The sequence below is a fragment of the Paenibacillus sp. SSG-1 genome (assembly GCF_002224835.1).
GTDB lineage: Bacteria > Bacillota > Bacilli > Paenibacillales > Paenibacillaceae > Paenibacillus_AQ > Paenibacillus_AQ favisporus.
On record NZ_MBRK01000001.1, the window covers coordinates 2,131,416 to 2,149,311 of the forward strand.

At 53.0% G+C, this 17,896-nt stretch carries 13 protein-coding genes; 12 read left to right on the forward strand and 1 reads right to left on the reverse strand.

The genetic code is table 11. From position 1 onward, the window contains the following. The first annotated feature begins 126 nt into the window (after positions 1-126). The 4 genes from BCV73_RS10025 to BCV73_RS10040 are packed head-to-tail and all read left to right on the forward strand — an operon-like array spanning position 127 to position 6,781. Positions 127-1,848 (forward strand): TerB N-terminal domain-containing protein, encoded by a 1,722-nt coding sequence (locus BCV73_RS10025; RefSeq protein WP_089546975.1) that lies wholly within the window; start codon positions 127-129, stop codon positions 1,846-1,848. A gap of 5 nt (positions 1,849-1,853) precedes the next feature. Further along, positions 1,854-3,173, forward strand: a complete 1,320-nt coding sequence (locus tag BCV73_RS10030; RefSeq protein WP_089546976.1) for an ATP-binding protein — start codon at positions 1,854-1,856, stop codon at positions 3,171-3,173. Next, positions 3,170-5,371 carry a DEAD/DEAH box helicase gene (locus BCV73_RS10035; RefSeq protein ID WP_089546977.1) on the forward strand — a complete coding sequence of 734 codons (2,202 nt, stop codon included), beginning with the start codon at positions 3,170-3,172 and terminating at the stop codon, positions 5,369-5,371. The genes BCV73_RS10030 and BCV73_RS10035 overlap by 4 nt, the downstream gene beginning before the upstream one ends. Before the next feature lie 24 nt (positions 5,372-5,395). Then, the gene (locus BCV73_RS10040; protein WP_256992802.1) at positions 5,396-6,781 is read left to right on the forward strand and encodes a hypothetical protein; all 1,386 of its coding nucleotides are present in this window, start codon (positions 5,396-5,398) and stop codon (positions 6,779-6,781) included. A gap of 175 nt (positions 6,782-6,956) precedes the next feature. Here the strand turns inward: BCV73_RS10040 and BCV73_RS10045 are convergent, their stop codons facing one another. After that, positions 6,957-7,502, reverse strand: a complete 546-nt coding sequence (locus BCV73_RS10045; RefSeq protein WP_089546978.1) for a TetR/AcrR family transcriptional regulator — start codon at positions 7,500-7,502, stop codon at positions 6,957-6,959. A gap of 170 nt (positions 7,503-7,672) precedes the next feature. On the opposite strand from BCV73_RS10045, the gene BCV73_RS10050 reads away from it, so the two are divergent. The 8 genes from BCV73_RS10050 (at position 7,673) to BCV73_RS10085 (ending at position 17,886) form a co-directional block, all read left to right on the forward strand. Continuing rightward, complete coding sequence (locus BCV73_RS10050) at positions 7,673-8,590, forward strand: alpha/beta hydrolase (protein WP_089546979.1); 918 nt, start codon at positions 7,673-7,675, stop codon at positions 8,588-8,590. A 166-nt stretch (positions 8,591-8,756) separates the two neighbouring features. Then, on the forward strand, positions 8,757-9,773 hold the full coding sequence (locus BCV73_RS10055; protein WP_089546980.1) for an NAD-dependent epimerase/dehydratase family protein: 1,017 nt from the start codon (positions 8,757-8,759) through the stop codon (positions 9,771-9,773). A gap of 1 nt (position 9,774) precedes the next feature. Continuing rightward, a complete protein-coding gene (locus BCV73_RS10060; protein ID WP_089546981.1) occupies positions 9,775-10,863 on the forward strand; it encodes a dihydrodipicolinate synthase family protein in 1,089 nt (362 codons plus the stop codon). A gap of 263 nt (positions 10,864-11,126) precedes the next feature. Then, positions 11,127-12,749 (forward strand): extracellular solute-binding protein, encoded by a 1,623-nt coding sequence (locus BCV73_RS10065; RefSeq protein ID WP_076166810.1) that lies wholly within the window; start codon positions 11,127-11,129, stop codon positions 12,747-12,749. Between the two features lie 22 nt (positions 12,750-12,771). Next, on the forward strand, positions 12,772-13,701 hold the full coding sequence (locus tag BCV73_RS10070; RefSeq protein WP_089546982.1) for an ABC transporter permease: 930 nt from the start codon (positions 12,772-12,774) through the stop codon (positions 13,699-13,701). After that, positions 13,695-14,558 (forward strand): carbohydrate ABC transporter permease, encoded by an 864-nt coding sequence (locus tag BCV73_RS10075; protein ID WP_076166805.1) that lies wholly within the window; start codon positions 13,695-13,697, stop codon positions 14,556-14,558. The genes BCV73_RS10070 and BCV73_RS10075 overlap by 7 nt, the downstream gene beginning before the upstream one ends. Before the next feature lie 43 nt (positions 14,559-14,601). After that, positions 14,602-16,866, forward strand: coding sequence for a helix-turn-helix transcriptional regulator (locus BCV73_RS10080; protein ID WP_089546983.1), 2,265 nt, complete (start codon positions 14,602-14,604; stop codon positions 16,864-16,866). A gap of 18 nt (positions 16,867-16,884) precedes the next feature. Continuing rightward, positions 16,885-17,886, forward strand: coding sequence for a zinc-dependent alcohol dehydrogenase (locus BCV73_RS10085; RefSeq protein WP_089546984.1), 1,002 nt, complete (start codon positions 16,885-16,887; stop codon positions 17,884-17,886). Positions 17,887-17,896: the final 10 nt, after the last annotated feature.

Sequence of the window (17,896 nt, forward strand, 5' to 3'; positions counted from 1 at the left end):
ATTGAAATTCCATAAAGTTTCGGGGCTGCCATGATATAATATTTTTAATTCATGATGTTAGTCTTGCAAATCTAGATAGACTGGTTCGGATTTAGCTTGGAAATCACCGGTTAGGGATGGATATACGTGAACAATAACGATAGAGGACCCATTAAATTTACGGAAATCGACCTGGGCGGAGATGCCGGTGAAGGAATGCGTATTCCCGCCCGGGATCCAGCGGCCATCACTCCGTCGAAATCCATAACGTTTAGTATGGAGAGCCGGGAGCAGGCCTTTGCTGAGGAAGCGCTTGGAAGAGCGGATGAAACTGGCGATCCGGCCCCATTTGTTCCATTTATGAGCTATTGGGCGACTTATCAGCAGATGACCGAGGCTCAGCGGAAATGGTATTTTTACTGGAGGAGCGAAGTGCGGCAGGGTCGTTATCATCAGACGGATCTGTCCTATGTCTTCATATACGTTTATGAGCTGATTCATCAAGTCGGCTGGACCGATCCCAGGGAAGGATACAGGCTGCTGGATGAGATTTGGACGGCTTACCGGGACAAGTTCCCCAGGCTGGATCATTATTTAAAGGAATGGACCGCCGACTTTGTGCTTATTCACAAGCTTGATATTCCGTTGGTTCAAATTACGCAAAAGGCGGGAAGCCTGCTGTCCCATGAGCTGATGGATTTGGAGCTCGTTCGTTTGTTCCAAGACAAACTGCTGCAGATTCCGATGGAATTGCTGCTTATTTTAAGCGATTATGATGTTCAGGACAGCAGGTTTTATGTGGAAGCGGGCCAAGAGGATTTAGATTATCATATTCCGCGGATCGTATCGCTGGCTGCCGGTTATTTGCGCGAAAAGGAAAACGATCAATGGAAGGAATTGTTTGCACCGGATATTCCGCCAAAAACGACTGAAAGGTATTTGTTCCACAGAGCGGTGTACGATGCCCGTTTGTATGGACGTCTACTTCCGGTGACCACCATTCCGATCCGCAACCATGCTCCACTGCGGAGCTGGGTGACGCAAATTATCCGGTACACGGAAAACAAGCTGCGGGAACACCGCGGATTTAAGGGACGTCTAAGAAGTGTAGAAATCGCACCATCGGTCGAGCGTCTAGTGGAGCTTTATCTGAAGCGTGAGCTGACCGGCCGCCAGGAGGAAAGACCGGCGATTGTGATCGATTCGGACAAGCTCGCTTCACTGCAGAAGGACACTGAATATGTCCGTAGCATGCTCACCGTTGAAGAACCGGGCACGACAGAGGAGAAAGACGAGGAAACGGTTGCCCCTGCAAATAAGTCGAGCGCCGTCTATTCGGATCCGTCTGGTGAAGGATTGACCATCCATCCTGTCGTTGCTCTTCATTCTGAAGAGTCTAGGGAACCTGCAAGCGTTCCGGAGACGGATCCCCGGTTGGAGTTGGGGTCTGGCCAAGTATTGGTTACAGATGTAAGCTCCGATCAGGAACCTGCCCCCATAACGGAAACGGATCACAGTCCGGAACTTCTGGCAGACGATAATTATGCAGCAAGTACTGATTCGGGGCCCTCAGAATCCGTCGAAGCGACGAATGCCGACTCGGCAGCTTGGGACACCTCCGGGCTGGATGAGGAATGGGTCCGCTTTGCGGAGATGCTGGCACCATACCAGCTGGAGGCGCTGCGTGTTTTGACAGGATCAACTCCGAATGCAGACTTAAACCAAGTGGCTGACCGTCACGGGACGATGCCCGGTTTGATCATCGATGAGATTAATGACTTGGCCATGGAGACGATCGGCGACCTGGTCATTGACGGGGACCGAATCGCCCAGGAATATATGGATTGCTTTGAGAACTTGAAAGGATGAAACGAATGAATGAAGTGAAGATACCCAAAAGGCTGACCACTGCGCTCGTGAATTCATTGACGGCGGGCGTCGTGCCCCGCGTAGGGCTGGAGCATGTCGCCGTGGGACGTCGGGCCGAAGTGGACGCCATTCTAAGGGATATGGACAACATCGCCGAAGGAGGAGCGGGCTTCAAATTTATTACCGGCCGTTACGGCAGCGGAAAAAGCTTTCTGCTCCAGACCTTCCGCAATTATGCCATGGACCGCGACTTTGTCGTGGCGGATGCCGATTTGTCTCCGGAAAGGCGGCTGGTGGGAACGAAAGGCCAGGGATTGGCCACGTATCGTGAGCTGATGACCCATTTATCTACCCGCACGCGGCCGGACGGGGGAGCTTTGGAGGCTATCCTCCAGAAATGGATCGCCGGCCTGCAGCAGTCCGCGATGCAGGAGAAGGGACTCCGTCCGAATGACGCTGGACTCCATGAAGAGGTGGAGCAGCGGATCTTTACGGTGACTTCGCAGATGCAGAGCCTGGTGCACGGGTTTGATTTCGCCAAGGTCCTGTCCGTCTACTGGAACGGTTATAAGCTGGGGGACGACGACCGTAAGCAGGCGGCACTGCGCTGGCTTCGCGGTGAAATTCCGACGAAGACGGAAGCGCGGCGCGAGCTTGAGGTGGGCGTGATCATCGATGACGACAACTGGTACGATTACATGAAGCTGTGGGCGGAGTTTACGGCAAAAATCGGATATAAAGGACTGCTGCTCTTCATCGACGAAGCGGTCAATTTGTACAAAATTACGAACAGCGTTTCCCGGCAGAGCAACTATGAGAAGCTGCTGACGATGTTCAATGATACGATGCAGGGGAAAGCCGAGCATCTCGGCATCTTTATCGGGGGAACGCCCCAGTTTGTGGAAGATGAGCGCAGGGGACTCTTCAGCTACGAAGCGCTGCGCTCCCGCCTGATCGAAGGACGGTATGCGGGAAGCGGCTTCGCCAATTACTCCGGACCGATCATTAAGCTGGAGATGCTGTCGAGTGAAGAAATTTTCATCCTGTTGGAAAAGCTGACGCGGATTCATGCCATGCATTATGGATATGAGCCTGGTGTCGGCAGCGGCGAAATTATTACGTTTATGGAAAATGCGGCCGGCCGGCTCGGAGCGGATCAGCTGCTGACCCCGCGCGAAGTGATCCGCGATTATATGGATCTGCTTCATACCCTGCATCAGAATCCGGGAATTACCTTTGAGCAGCTGGTCGGGGAGCGCAGCGTGAAGCCGGCGGATGCCGATCCGGACGAAGTCAGCGACTTTTTGGCGGAGTTCGAACTATGAGCGGTAACCCGTTTTACAAGCTTGCCCCTTTCATTCAGGAGTATATTTACAAAAAAAGGTGGGAGACGCTCCGTCCGGCACAGGTCGAAGCGCTCAATATCTGCTTCGATACGCGCAATCATCTGCTGATCGCGGCCGGTACGGCTTCCGGCAAGACGGAGGCGGCCTTCTTTCCGGCCATGTCCGAGTTGCACGAGCGGCCGGCGAAATCTGTGGGGATTTTGTACATTGGACCACTCAAGGCGCTCATTAACGACCAGTTTGAGCGGATGAAGGACCTGCTGATCGAATCGCGGATCCCGGTATGGCACTGGCACGGCGACGTATCTCAGGCGGAGAAAACGAAGCTGATGCGAAATCCTTCGGGCATTCTGCAAATTACCCCCGAGTCGCTGGAAGGGCTGCTGATGAACCGTCCGAATGCGATCCCGGCGCTATTTCAGGACCTCAGGTACATCATTATCGATGAGGTCCATGCGTTTATGGGTGCAGACCGGGGGATTCAAGTGCTGAGCCAGATCACCAGGTTAGAGCGGATGGCGGGCTGCCGTCCTAGACGAGTGGGCTTGTCCGCCACTTTGAGCGACTACGATTCGGCGACCGCCTGGCTCGGTGCGGGTAGTCCCGAGCAAGTATCCGTGGTCACATCGCCGGGCGGCCGCAAGCTGCGGCTTCGGGTCGACCATTTTTCGTTTCCCGATGCGAGGGACGAGGAGCAGGCGGAGCAGCTGCAAAACGCACGCAAAGCGTACTATGAGTATATTTACGAGACGACGCACCTGAAGAAAGCGCTGATTTTTACGAACAGCCGGTCCGATGCCGAGCTGACGACGCTGGAAATGCGCAGGGTCGCGGCCAGACGCAGCCAGCCGGACGTCTTTTATGTGCATCACGGCAGCATTTCAGCTATGCTGCGGGAGGAAGCCGAGAGCGCGCTGAAGATCGGGCCGGGTCCGGCCGTGGCGGCGGCAACGCTGACGCTGGAGCTGGGCATTGACCTGGGAGAGCTGGAGCGGGTGGTGCAGCTCGGCGCGCCGTACAGCGCCTCCAGCTTCGTCCAGCGGCTTGGCCGGTCCGGACGCAGGGGCGACTCCGCTTCGGAAATGCTGTTTGTCGTACAGGAGGAAGTAGATGAAGAAGCACCGCTTCCGGCCAGAATGCCCTGGACCCTGCTTCGGGCCATCGCGGTCATTGAACTCTATGTGCGCTATAAATGGGTGGAGCCTCATGATATCCGCCGGATGCCTGTCGGGACCCTGTACCACCAGACAATGAGCATGCTGAAGAGCATAGGGGAATGTGAACCCGCCGAATTGGCGCGTGCGGTCCTTACGCTTCCTTCGTTTAAACATGTGACACCTGATGAGTTCAAAGTGTTTCTCAGCTACCTGATCCAGACCGACCACATTCAATGGACCGAAGAACAGACCCTCATCATCGGGCTGACGGGGGAGAAGATCGTGAATAACTACCGTTTTTATGCGGTGTTTAAGGATGACGAGGACCACGTCGTGTATAACGGCTCCGAGGAAATCGGCTCTATCACGACGGTACCGCCGCCCGGTTATTGCTTCTCCTTGGCCGGGAAGCTGTGGAAAGTGGTGGAGGTGGACACCAAGCACAAAGCTGTGTATGTTAAGGCGGCCAAAGGTAAGGTGGACACACTGTGGCTGGGATCGGGCGGCGACATTCACACGAAAGTGATGCGGAAAATGAGAGAAGTGCTTGCCGATTCCGCGATTTATCCGTACTTGTCGCCACAGGCGGTGAATCGTTTGGAGCGAGCCCGGCGCCTGGCTAGAGAAAGCGGACTGCTTCGCGATATCGTCATTCCGGCCGGCGGCGATTCGCTCTTTGTGCTGCCGTGGGTCGGCAGCAAGCAGTTCCGCACACTGGAACGGATGCTGAAGCACCACTTGGCGGATCGCCTCTCCTTGAGATCCATCGTGCCGATGGAGCCTTACTATATGGTCGTCGCCGGCAACAGCGATGCCGGGACGCTGATTCAGGAGATCGCGGCCGAATGTTCCCGGTGCGGCGAAGAACAGCTCCTCGCTCCGGAAGAAGCCCCGTACCTCGGCAAGTACGATGAATTTGTCGCTCCGGATCTGGTTCGCCGCGCGTTCGTCGTCGATGGGCTGGACCTCAAAGGGCTGAGAGAAGGAATATTGGGAGAGCCAGCGGAGTTTTCTTCCTAATGGATACGAACGGGGGGACAAGAATTGCCAGCTAACCAGGAGAATCATTTTTATCAACGTCTGCAGGCCGCTCATCAGATCCCGATCGGAATCATCGGGCCTAAACGTTTGGTTGAACAGATCCTGCGCGTGATCGAGACGTTTCCTTCTTTTGAAGCCGTTCCCCGGGTATTTGAGGATGCGGCGGAGGCGTCAATGCTGGCGGAACGGTTAGCCAGTGAGACGGAGGTGCTGCTCCTGTCCGACCCGTTGTCTCATAGGAAGGTCAAGGAAAACCCACGGGTAACCGTTCCAGCCCATTACGTACCGTTAACCGATGCGGGCCTCTATAAGGCGCTGTTCGCGGCGCATCAGCGCGGCCTGCTTGACCGGGGAATCTCGGTGGATACGCTCACCGAAACGATGGTTCGCAGAGCGTGCAGGGATTTAGGGATGACGGATGAACGGTGGAACGTGTATGACGGCCCGGTATATGCGTCGCCGGATAAGCTGATTGCATTCCATCAAGCCGGATTTGAGTCCGGCGGATGCTCCGTCGTTTTTACAGGACAGCAGGCAGTGGCTCAGCGCTTGGAGGAAAGGGGCATCCCTTCCGAGTGGCTGCTTCCCTCCGATCAAGACATCGTCGTCGCGCTCGAGCGGGCGCTTCTGTCAACGGAGACCCGGCGCAGCAAAGAGTCCCAAATCGTCGTCGGGATGATCAACGTCGACCATTTCGAACGCGTAGCCATGCAGCGGAGCAATGAGCATGAGGTCCAGAAGCTGAAGCTGGACATCCACCGCATGGTGCTCGACTATGTGGAATCGCTGGACGGATTTCTGGCCCACCAGGGCGGGGACGAATACCTATTTTTTACGACGCGGGGCATCTTCGAACGTGAAAGCGGCGGATACAAGACGATTCCGCTGGCCAAAGATGTGAATACGACGCACGGCATCTCGCTGAGCATCGGGATCGGCTTCGGCCGTTCGGCCAGTCTGGCCGGCACCCATGCCCGAACCGCGATGCGGAAGGCGAAGGAGGCAGGAGGGAATGCCTGTTTTATCGTCAGGGAGGACGAGACGCTGATCGGACCGCTTGAGATGGCCGATCCGGTCCGGGTGGTGCTGTCTTTCACCGATGCGGAGCTGATGAAGCATGCGGTGGATGCCGGCATGACCAGCGCGTATTTGAGCCGGCTGCTTCATAACCGGGCCAAGTACGGCCAAACCGATTATAAGGTCCATGAGCTGGCGTCATTGCTCGGCATTACGGTACGAAGCGCGCATCGGCTGCTGCTGCAGTGGATCGATCATGGGCTGGTGGCCATTGCCGGCATGGAGAAGGTGCCGCGCGGGCGGCCGCGGCAAATATTCAGGTTTATCTGTTTGGACAGGACTTCGCCTGAAGCAGGAGACGCGCCTGATTGAATTTTTTCGAGAAAATGGTTATGAGAACAATTAGCTACTAAACAGGAAGGAAGATTGAATGCCTAACGAACACCAGAACGATAAAAGATGTTTACCTGCGGGGAATCTTTTAAAGAAGATTCTCCTTTTTTTTGGGGATGCCTGGGCATCGTGTTTGACGATATGAACGATCTTGTTAACCGATTAATTGCGTTTTATATAGCTGCACAACTTGCGTTGCTACAGCTTCAATATCACTATCTAATTCTCCTAATACATAGGATTCCAAAACTCCCATGGTTGCCGTTCCTAAAAACTTCAAAAAAATATGCTTATCAATAATCGGAAGCGAATCCTCATTAAGTTTTTTGTCTATCTCCGCCATAGTAAAAGACAATAGCTTTTTGCGAAATGTTGAGGCACCTTCACTTTTAAACAATGCTGCAAAAAATGGTTTATGCTGCTCAAAATAAGAAAACCATAATATCGAACCTTCGATAAGCCCGATGTCTTGTTTTTGATCACATATTACTCGCAATTGTGCTATATGGTCGTCCACCATCTTGTCTAACAAATCATATTTATCAGTATAATGCAGGTAGAATGTTTTTCGGCCAATGTCAGCTTTTTCCGTAAGTTTTTTAACCGTAATTTCGTCAAACCCTTCCTGAAGTAACATTTGCAAAAACGTCGATTGAATAGCTTCCCGAGACTTTAAAATTCTTCGATCTATTTTAACCATGCAGCAGTCCTCCTTCATTAATAGTACACAATGAAAACAACTTGTGTATTAACACGCATATTGCGCGATGTGGTCATTGAATCAACAGACCCCTTATTTTAAAGTAAATATACACGAGGTGATTAATACGCACAAGTGTATATTAAATATGAATAAAGGTGGTTTTAACGGTGACAGTCACCAAAAGGAATGTGAAATTTCATGCACATGGGCTGCAAATAGCCGCGAGTTTAAATGTACCTGAACTTGCTGAAGACAAGAAACAAAATCCAGCTATAGTTTGCGTTCATCCGGGCAGCAGCTGTAAAGAACAAACGGCGGGCATTTATGCGGAGAAACTTGCTGAGCTTGGGTACGTAACGATTGTATTCGATGCATCCTATCAAGGAGAAAGCGATGGCGAGCCTCGTTATGCTGAATACCCGGCTTCACGTGTTGAGGATATCCGGTCTGCGGTTGATTACTTAACGACTTTGGATGATGTCGATGAAGATCGTATTGGCGTGTTAGGCATTTGTGCAGGAGGCGGGTATGCTGTAAATGCTTCGATGACAGAACGGCGCATCAAAGCTGTAGGTGCAGTTTCCGTTGCGAATATAGGTCGAGGATATCGTGAAAACGATCCAATCCAAATGTTAGAGCAGGTTGCCCTGCAACGTACGGCTGAAGCACGTGGAGCCGAGCCTCTGGTTGTTCAGTGGATTCCTAACAGTCATGCTGAAAGAGAAGAAGCGGGAATGACTGAACTGGATCTTGTACAAGCGGTTGATTACTATAGAACACCAAGAGGTCAGAGCCCTAACTCTCCAAACAAATTGAAATTCACCAGTGTAGATTCAATCATTGCCTTTGATGCTTTCCATTTGGCAGAAACTTTACTGACTCAACCTTTGCAAATCATTGTCGGTGGTGTACAAGGAGCGTTTGGATCATATAAGGATGGCCACGAGCTTTATAACCGAGCAGCTTCAGTGAAAAAAGATTTGTTCGTTATTGAAGGGGCAAGCCATTATGACCTGTACGACAGACCAGAGCCAGTGAATAAAGCCGTTGAAAAATTAGGTGCCTTCTATAAAGAAAATCTTTAGCAAACAGCTAAATATTCGGAACCTTAGCGGTACAGGCAATGAACCTGTATCGCTTTTATTTTGCGCCAAAATCCCGCTAATTTAAAGACAATTAAAAGATTTGTCTTTATATAGGCCGAGTCTTTATGATGAAGTGGAAAACGATTGAATGGGAGGAAGAACAAGGATGAAAAATGTAGCTGAATTGGAAGCACGGCTGGCCCAGCCGTCGGAAGCGCTCATTGCCGACCTCATGTCTGTCGAAGGAGATATTCTCGTGCTGGGCGTTGGTGGCAAAATGGGTCCGAGTCTGGCCAGACTGGCCGCGAATGCGATACGAATGGGGGGCATGAACAAGAAGGTCATCGGGGTATCGCGCTTCTCGAATGAAGAGACCCGCAAGGAACTGGAGGATGCCGGGGTGACTACGATTTCGTGCGATTTGCTGAATGATCAGGAGCTCCGGCAGCTGCCCGACGTGCCGAACGTCATTTTCATGGCCGGACATAAATTCGGAACGACGGGAAGGGAGCATTTTACATGGGCGATGAACAGCTATTTGCCCGGCAGGGTCGCCGAGAAATACCGCGATTCCAGGATCGTTGTGTTTTCTTCCGGCAACGTGTATCCCTTCACCCCGGTCGCCAGCGGTGGAGCCAGTGAGCATACTCCACCGGAACCGGTTGGAGAATATGCGCAGTCCTGCCTCGGCAGGGAGCGGATCTTCGAGTATTTCTCGCATCAGTACGGTACACCGATGGCGATTTACCGGCTGAACTATGCGATCGACATGCGGTACGGCGTGCTGTTGGAGCTGGCGAAGTCCGTCAACGAAGGAAGGCCGGTCGATGTGACGATGGGCTACGCCAATGTCATTTGGCAGGGGGACGCGAACGAAATGGCGCTGCGCTGCCTGACCCAATGCGCCAACCCGCCGCAGATCATCAACGTGACGGGACCGGAAACGATGTCGATCCGCTGGGCGGCGGAAGAGTTGGCGCGCCGTTTAGGCAAAGAAGTGGTGTTTACGGGGACGGAGGCGGATACTGCGCTGCTCAGCAACGCGTCGAAGTCCCATCAGCTGTTCGGCTATCCGAGGGTATCCCTCCTGCAAATGATCGGCTGGATCGCGGACTGGGTTCGGCAGGGCGGGGCGACATGGAGCAAACCTACGCATTTTCAGGAAAGAAAGGGGAAGTTCTGATATGAAAAATCCGGAGCATTCGCTAACCGCAGAGCAAATCGCAGCGCTGCACGACGGCCTGGTCATCCCGGCCCACCCTCTGGCACTGGATGAAAACCGTAAGCTGGATGAGCGGCATCAGCGGGCATTGACGCGTTACTATATAGACTCAGGCGCAGGAGGAATCGCCGTAGGCGTCCATTCCACCCAGTTTGAAATCCGGGACCCCGGTGTCGATTTGTTCGAGCCTGTCCTTCGGATGGCAGCCGAGGAGGTCCAGCGCGCACAGCTTCAGCGCCCCTTCATTTTGGTGGCTGGCATATGCGGTCCGACCGCCCAAGCGCTCCGGGAGGCGGAAACTGCGCGGAAGCTCGGCTATGATGCAGGTCTGCTCAGCATGGGAGGACTGGCGAATTGGAGCGAGGAAGAGCTGCTGGAGCGCACACGGGAAGTAGCTCAAAAGATACCCGTCATCGGCTTCTATCTCCAGCCCTCCGTGGGCGGGCGAATTTTCAGCTTTGACTTCTGGCGGGAATTCGCCGAAATTCCCAACGTTGTCGCCATCAAGATGGCGCCGTTTAACCGGTATCAAACCCTCGATGTTGCCAGGGCCGTCTGTTATTCCAGCCGCCGCGACGAAATCGCCCTGTACACAGGCAACGACGACAATATCATTGTTGATCTACTCACGACTTACCGGTTCCGGGTGGACGGTGAGCTCGTGGAGAAGAAGGTTGTCGGCGGACTGCTCGGCCATTGGGCGGTATGGACGCGGAAAGCCGTAGAGCTGCTGGAGGAAATCAAGCAGGTTCGCGATGGAGGCACCATTGCGGAAGAATGGTTGAGACGGAATGTGGAGGTGACCGACACCAATGCTGCATTTTTCGATCCCGCCCACCAATTTGCCGGTTGTATTCCGGGCATTCACGAAGTGCTGCGGAGGCAGGGGCTGATGCGAGGGATCTGGTGCCTGAATCCGGAAGAGACGCTTTCTCCTGGGCAGGCGGAAGAAATCGACCGGATATATCGGGATTATCCCCATTTGAACGACGACGATTTTGTCCGCGGGCAACTGAACCTGTGGCTGGAAACGAAATCCAATCACGCGTAGAAAATGATAAAAACCTGACATCCCGAAAGCGGAGAATTTGATATATTTCTACCGATTTAGCATTTTCCACACCGCTCAAAAGCTTGATGCAGCAGCATTTTCAGCCATTTCGGTGCTCGTGGTTCGGTAAATTCCAAGCCCAAGGAAATCACGCTGTTTACCGCAGGTGGAAGCGTTTTTATGATGGGATTACCGGTGAATCACGAACACCGAAAATCGTAACACCCCCAAGATGAGCCCCAAAACATGAAGGAGGAAAGAGTATGGCAAAGAAGTGGATCAGTATGGTTGCGGCAGTCACGATGCTCATCTTCGTACTCAGCGCTTGCAGCGGTGGAAGCAAAACTTCCAATGAGGGAGCAGCACCGGCAGCGGAACCTGCAACAACCGGAGGCGCCGGAGCCGGAAGCAGCACCGAGCAGTATGGCGACACCGGCGGATTAAAGCTGCCGCTGGTTGATAAGCCGACGACGATTAAATTTATGTTGTCGAGCAACTCGGCCAAAATCGGCGACGACAAGCTGATCGTCCAGGAGCTGGAGAAGCGTACGGGGATCAAGGTCGAGTTCCAAACGTATTCCCCGCAAACGTATCAGGACAAATTGAAGGTTGTGGTGGCCTCCGGCAAACTTCCGGACATTTTTATCGGGCTGAAGCCGGCTGAACTGAAAAAAATCGGCCAGCAAAAAGGCGTAGTCGCAATCAACGAATATGCCGACATGCTGCCGAACTTCTCCAAATTGTATTTGCAGGAAAACAACTGGGTCATTAAATCGTTTGGCGACGAAAAAGGCAACATTTATACGTGGCCGATCTACGATCTTAACCGGGATGTCAATCACGGCTTCCTGTACCGGAAAGACATTTTTGACAAGAACGGCATCAAGGAATGGACAAATACAGAAGAATTCTACCAGGCTCTGAAGAAGCTCAAGGAGATTTACCCGGATTCTTATCCGTATGCTTCCAAAGGATTGGCCAACATCTTCAGAGATTGGTCCTTCGGATGGGGCATCGGCAATGGCGACAACTATCCGGCGTATTACGACGAAAAGGACGGAACGTGGAAATATGCGACGGTTCAGCCGGAGCACAAGGATATGCTTGATTTTATGAAAAAGCTGTACAACGAAGGGCTGATGGATCCCGAGTTTCTGACGGATACGCAGGATTCCTGGACGACGAAAATGACGACCGACAAATCGTTTGTGACCTGGGATTGGATCGGCAGACTCGACTTGTTCTACAACCAGGTGAAGGACAAAAATCCGGATTATGATTTAAGATACGCGAACCCGGTCGGCCCAACGGGCCATGTCAGAACCCTTCCGAAAGTATCCGACTTCAGCATTGCCGTTGCCAACAACAAGAACAAGGAAGCGGCGCTTAAACTGCTCGATTACCTCACCAGTCCTTCGGGCGGCGAGCTGATGACCGTCGGTGTGGAGGGCGTCAACTTCGAATGGGGGCAGGACGGCCGTCCGGTGTATCCGGAGCTCAAGGATCTCCCGCTTGTCGATATCGGCGTGCTGGAAGACCGCTACGGCATGTGGCTGGAAGGAGCTTACCTCAGACCGGATAAACGCAGCGTGTACTATAAGTTCTCCGAAAAAGAACAGGAAGCCCAGGACAAAATCATGAAAGAGGACAAGAGAGAACCGATGGATCCGATCCTGAACTTCACCGATGATGAAATTTCCACGATGGCGGAGCTGCAAACATCGCTTCAGAAAGCGGCGGAGGAATTCAACGCCAAATATATTCTGGATAAATCTTACGGCGACGCACAGTTCGAAAATTTCAAGAAGCAAATCGCCAAGCAGGGCCTGGACGACCTGATGAAAATTTATAATGATGCCCAAAAACGTTACGACGCGGCGAAATAAATCAATGAGGATTTGAAGACTTATGAAGAAACCGAACAAGGGACGTTTGAACGAAACGCTGAAGCACATCCGGCGGGACCGTGAACTGCTGCTGCTCTTTATCCCGTGTATTCTCTTTTATATCATTTTTCGCTACGGTCCCCTGTACGGCTTGATTATCGCTTTTAAGGACTACAGCGTATTCTCCGGGGTGATGGGCAGCGATTGGGTCGGCCTGAAGCATTTTGTTAAATTTTTCAGCAATCAGGACTTTTGGATGCTGTTCCGCAATACATTGCTGCTTGGATTTTACACGCTGATCTTCGGCTTCCCGTTTCCGATTCTGCTGGCGATCCTGCTGAACGAGGTCCGGACCAAGTGGTTTAAAAAATCGGTGCAAACGCTCAGTTACCTGCCGGCGTTTTTGTCAGTCGTCATAATCAGCAGCATGATCATCGATTTCCTGTCGCCGACGAACGGACTGCTCAACCAGCTGCTTTCTGCGTTCGGCTTTGAGAAAAAGTACTTTCTCGTCGATCCCGGCTGGTTCCGTCCGATCTATGTGATCTCCGAGATCTGGGGCACGATCGGCTACGAGTCGATCATCTACCTGGCCGCGATTGCGGGAATCAATCCGACGCTGTATGAAGCGGCCCGTGTTGACGGCGCTTCCCGGTTTCACATGATCCGGCACATTACGATTCCAGGTCTCATGCCGACGATGCTCATTATGTTCATCCTGAAAACAGGCTCGATGATCCGAATCGGCTACGAAAAGGTACTGCTGCTGTACAATCCGATGACCTACAACGTGGCCGACGTCTTCTCGACATATGTGTACCGGAAAGGACTGCTCGAATCCAATTACAGCTATGCCGCCGCGGTCGGCATGTTTGAAGCGCTGGTGGCCATGACGATGCTCCTTGGTGCAAACGCAATCAGCCGGAAGATCGGAGGGAAAGGGCTATGGTAGGAGAACGCAAAATATCGGTCTTCAGCATCGTCAACGCCCTGATCCTGGCCTGCATCGCGATTGCGACGCTCTATCCGGTGCTCTACATCACGGTCATTTCGTTCAGCGACACGGCTTCGGTCATTCAGGGCAAGGTATTCCTGTTTCCTAAAGGCTTTAATCTCGATGCCTACAAAGAAGTGCTGAGCAACAACACGATTCCCAGAGCTTATCTGAATTCCATTTACTATACGGCATTGGGTACCTTCATCAATCTGCTGTTTACGGCGGTGGCTGCGTATCCGTTGTCCCAGCCCAATTTCTTCGGGCGGAGGGTGTTCATGCTGGGGATCATTGTCACGATGTTTCTCAATCCCGGCATTATCCCCACATACATCGTCGTTCAGAAGCTGGGACTGACGGATACGGTCTGGTCGCTTGTGCTGCCAAACGCAATCTGGACGATGGAGCTGATCATACTGAAGAGCTTCTATGAGAATATGTCGTCGCAGATCCGTGAGGCGGCCCTCATCGACGGCGCATCGGAGACGCGGATTCTGTTCAGTATCGTCATTCCGCTTTCCAAGCCGGCGCTGGCATCGATCGGCCTGTTCTTTTTCATGGGCCACTGGAACAGCTTCTTCCTTCCGCTCATTTATTTGAACGACAAGGAGATGTATCCGCTTCAGGTGGTCCTGCGCGATATGCTCATTTTTAACAGCGAAAATGATGCCGGACTCGTGGACCGGGCGGCCCTCGCACCGCAGGCGGTCAAGAACGCCACAATCGTGCTGTCGATGATTCCGGTGCTGCTGATCTATCCTTTTGCCCAAAAGTATTTTGCCAAAGGGGTCATGTTAGGTTCCGAGAAGGGTTAAGCGGACGGATGTGGAATAGTTGTCATCATGAGAGGTGACGCCAATGAATCGGCTGCTTGCAAACCGGGGACTACTGCAAATCTTCTGCTCTCTGCTGTTAGTCATCATGATCATGTCTGCATCAAGCTATGTCGTTTACAAAAAATCCATTTCCGGCATCTATGACAAAGTTACGCAAAACAATCGGCTCGTCGTTAAAAATATCATCCAGGCGTTCGACAGCAGCTTTACGACGGTCAACAACCTGATTTTTACGATCCACGGACTGCCATTTGATCCGGTCAAATCCGGAGACGGCGGCCGCATGGATATGGCACAGGTCTATAATTTGCAAGATAATCTGGCATCGCTGATTTCTTCTGTCGATTATATCGAAGATGTCATCGTTTTTTACGACAACCAGGATCTGGCCATTACGGCTAATGGAACGAGCGACATGAAGCTGCTCTTCCAGAACAAGTACAGACACGATACGTACAATGCCTCGTACTGGCGCAGCTTTTCCAAATCCAAACGTCCGTTTACGGTATTTCCTTCTTCCGATTACATGATGCAGACGGAAGGGTCCAAACCGCAAAGCCGGCAGCTCATCGCCGTCATGGACGGTAACAAATACAGGCTGTCGGATAAAAACGTGATTATCCTGATCAATGCGGAAAAGCTGCTGCAGCATGTGAACATGTCCTCCATGATTCCGGGATCGTCCATGATCGTGCTGGACGGCGACCGGAAAATCGTGCTCAGCACGGAAAAAAACTGGGACCTGGTCGAAGTGCTGAACGACGTCTATTTTAACCAGTCTCAGGAAGACTCGCTGACCCGCGGTGACTTCGAGTATCATGTGTACCAGTCGGATTACAACGATTTCATTTACATTGATAAGATGCCTTATCAATTCCAGAATATCGATACCGTGGCCAGCGGCAGCCGGATCATTATGGTTATCGCCATTGTGAGCGCGGTGATGCTGTCAGGGCTGCTCAGCGTCTATCTGTACCTGCCGGTCAAAGGCATTCTTCAGCTGTTCGGAGAGGGCCGCGTCAAAGGGAATGACTTTCGGAAAATCTACAGCGGCATCGTCAAAGTCCAGCGCGAGAACGAGGCGCTAAGGCAGCGGATGGAGAGAGCCGAGGCCGATATGTGCAGGAACGCGTTCTTCCGGGTGCTGGAAAGCCAACGCTCCAGCGACATCGCGCGGGATGTGCTGAAGTATGAGCCGTTTTTCTTCCGGGACCGCAGCTTTGTGATGGCATCCCTTGATTTGAGGCTTTCCCAGAAGGGGGATCGTTCTCATCCCGCGATGGAGCCCCGGCAAGTGACTGAGCTGCTTCGAAAGGAACTTGGCAGCATGGCGGGTGCGGGCTATACAGCAGTGTTTCACCAGCGGGAGATGCAGTTTCTTATCCTGCTGGGCATACCGCAAGGCGGCGACCGGCAGACGGTGATATCCGGCTGGGCTGCCTTCATTCAGGAAGCGAACCGCGATGTGCTGCCTGGATATGTGCTCCGTTCCTTTGTCAGCAAGGAGTATGAGGCTCATGTCCCGAATCTTCTGTCCGCTTATCAGGACATCTTGAACGGGATGCTTTACCGGAACGTACAGGATGAGGCGCAGACCGTGATCGATACCGCGGCGGTACAGTATGTGGGTGACGTTTATTTTCCACTGGAGAAAATGGATCATTTGGCCCGCTGCCTGACGGCCGGACTGACCGAGGAGAGCATCCAAATCGTGACGGACATTATTCATGAAAATGCACGCCGGAACATTCATCATTACCATCTGGCCCATGTGGCCAAAAGCATGTTCCTCTATCTGATCAAGCCGGCCAAAGCTACGGCGGAAGGCGATCAGGAACTTATGCAGCTGGAGTCCCGGTTCATCCGGCGGGTAGAGCAGGCATATGATCACCGCGAAATCACGGAGGCGCTCCTGGAAGTGGTGAAGAAGGTTGCCGGCAGCCGCGGCGGCGAGCCGAAAAGCAAGCTGAATCCTGCCTTCATTTCACAGTACATCGAACTTCATTATATGAACAACCTGTACCTCGACCATATGGCGGAGGTGCTGGATACGAGCCCGAAATACTTTTCGAACTATTTCAAGAAAACGTTCGGCATCAACTACGTCGAATACCTGAACAAGGTGCGGCTGGCGCACGCCCGCGAATTTCTGAAGAACACCGATTACAACATATCGGAAATCGGGGAAAAGACGGGGTACATGAACGCGTCAACCTTTACCACGACGTTCAAAAAATACTACGGCATCTCCCCCAGCGAATACCGGAAAATGGCGGGGGAGGGGTAGAAGGAGCGAACCATCGTCATGAAAGCCGTTGCCGCATTACGAGGAAGCATTGTAGTCACGGATACGGAAGACCTGCCTCTGGAGAGGGGGCATGTCCGGATCCGGACCGAATATTCGGCCATTAGTCCCGGCACGGAGCTGTCTTTTCTGAAAAAGGGCGGCGATCATCCGTCCCTGCTCGGGTACAGCGCGGCCGGCATCGTCGAGGAAATCGGCGAAGGCGTGACCGGCTTGCTGCCCGGTCAAAGGGTGGCCTGCTATGGAGCCCCTTACGTCCGGCATGCGGAACGTCTCACGGTTCCGTCCAATTTGGTGGCCGCGGTACCGGACCACGTCCTGCCGGAGGAAGCCGCTTTTGCGGGCCTTGGGGCGATAGCCATTCATGCCCTGCGGACGGCGGATCTGCGGTTCGGGGAGTCGGCGGTGGTCGTAGGACTTGGCATTCTGGGCCAGATCATTGCCCAAATCGCTTCAGCGGCTGCAGTTCGCGTCGCAGCGCTCGATTTGAACGCGCAGCGCGTACTGATGCTGCAGGAACAAGGAATCCGTCATGCGTATAACCGGCATGAACAGCTTGAGGAGCAGCTGCAGATCCTCACGGACGGCCATGGGGCGGACAGTGTCATCTTGTGCGCAGGGGGGCCGGGGGAGGAGCTGATCAACCGGTCGCTCACCTGGATTCGCGACCGGGGCAATATCGTGGTTGTCGGCGACTTGACCACTACGTTTTCCCGTGGTCAGATGTTCGGCAAGGAGGCACAGGTGCTCATCTCCCGGGCCGGCGGACCCGGCAGATATGACAGCGGATATGAGAAGGATAACCGGGATTATCCGATCGGTTATGTGCGGTGGACCGAGGGCAGAAACGTAGCGGAATACGTCCGCCTCCTCGCAGAAGGACGGATATCGGTACTGCCGCTCATATCGCACCGCTACCCGCTAGGTGAAGCGGAAGCGGCTTACGCCAACTATTTGAATCCTACGGATTGTCTGGGAACGATTCTCGAATACGAATCCTGAAGGAGGATGT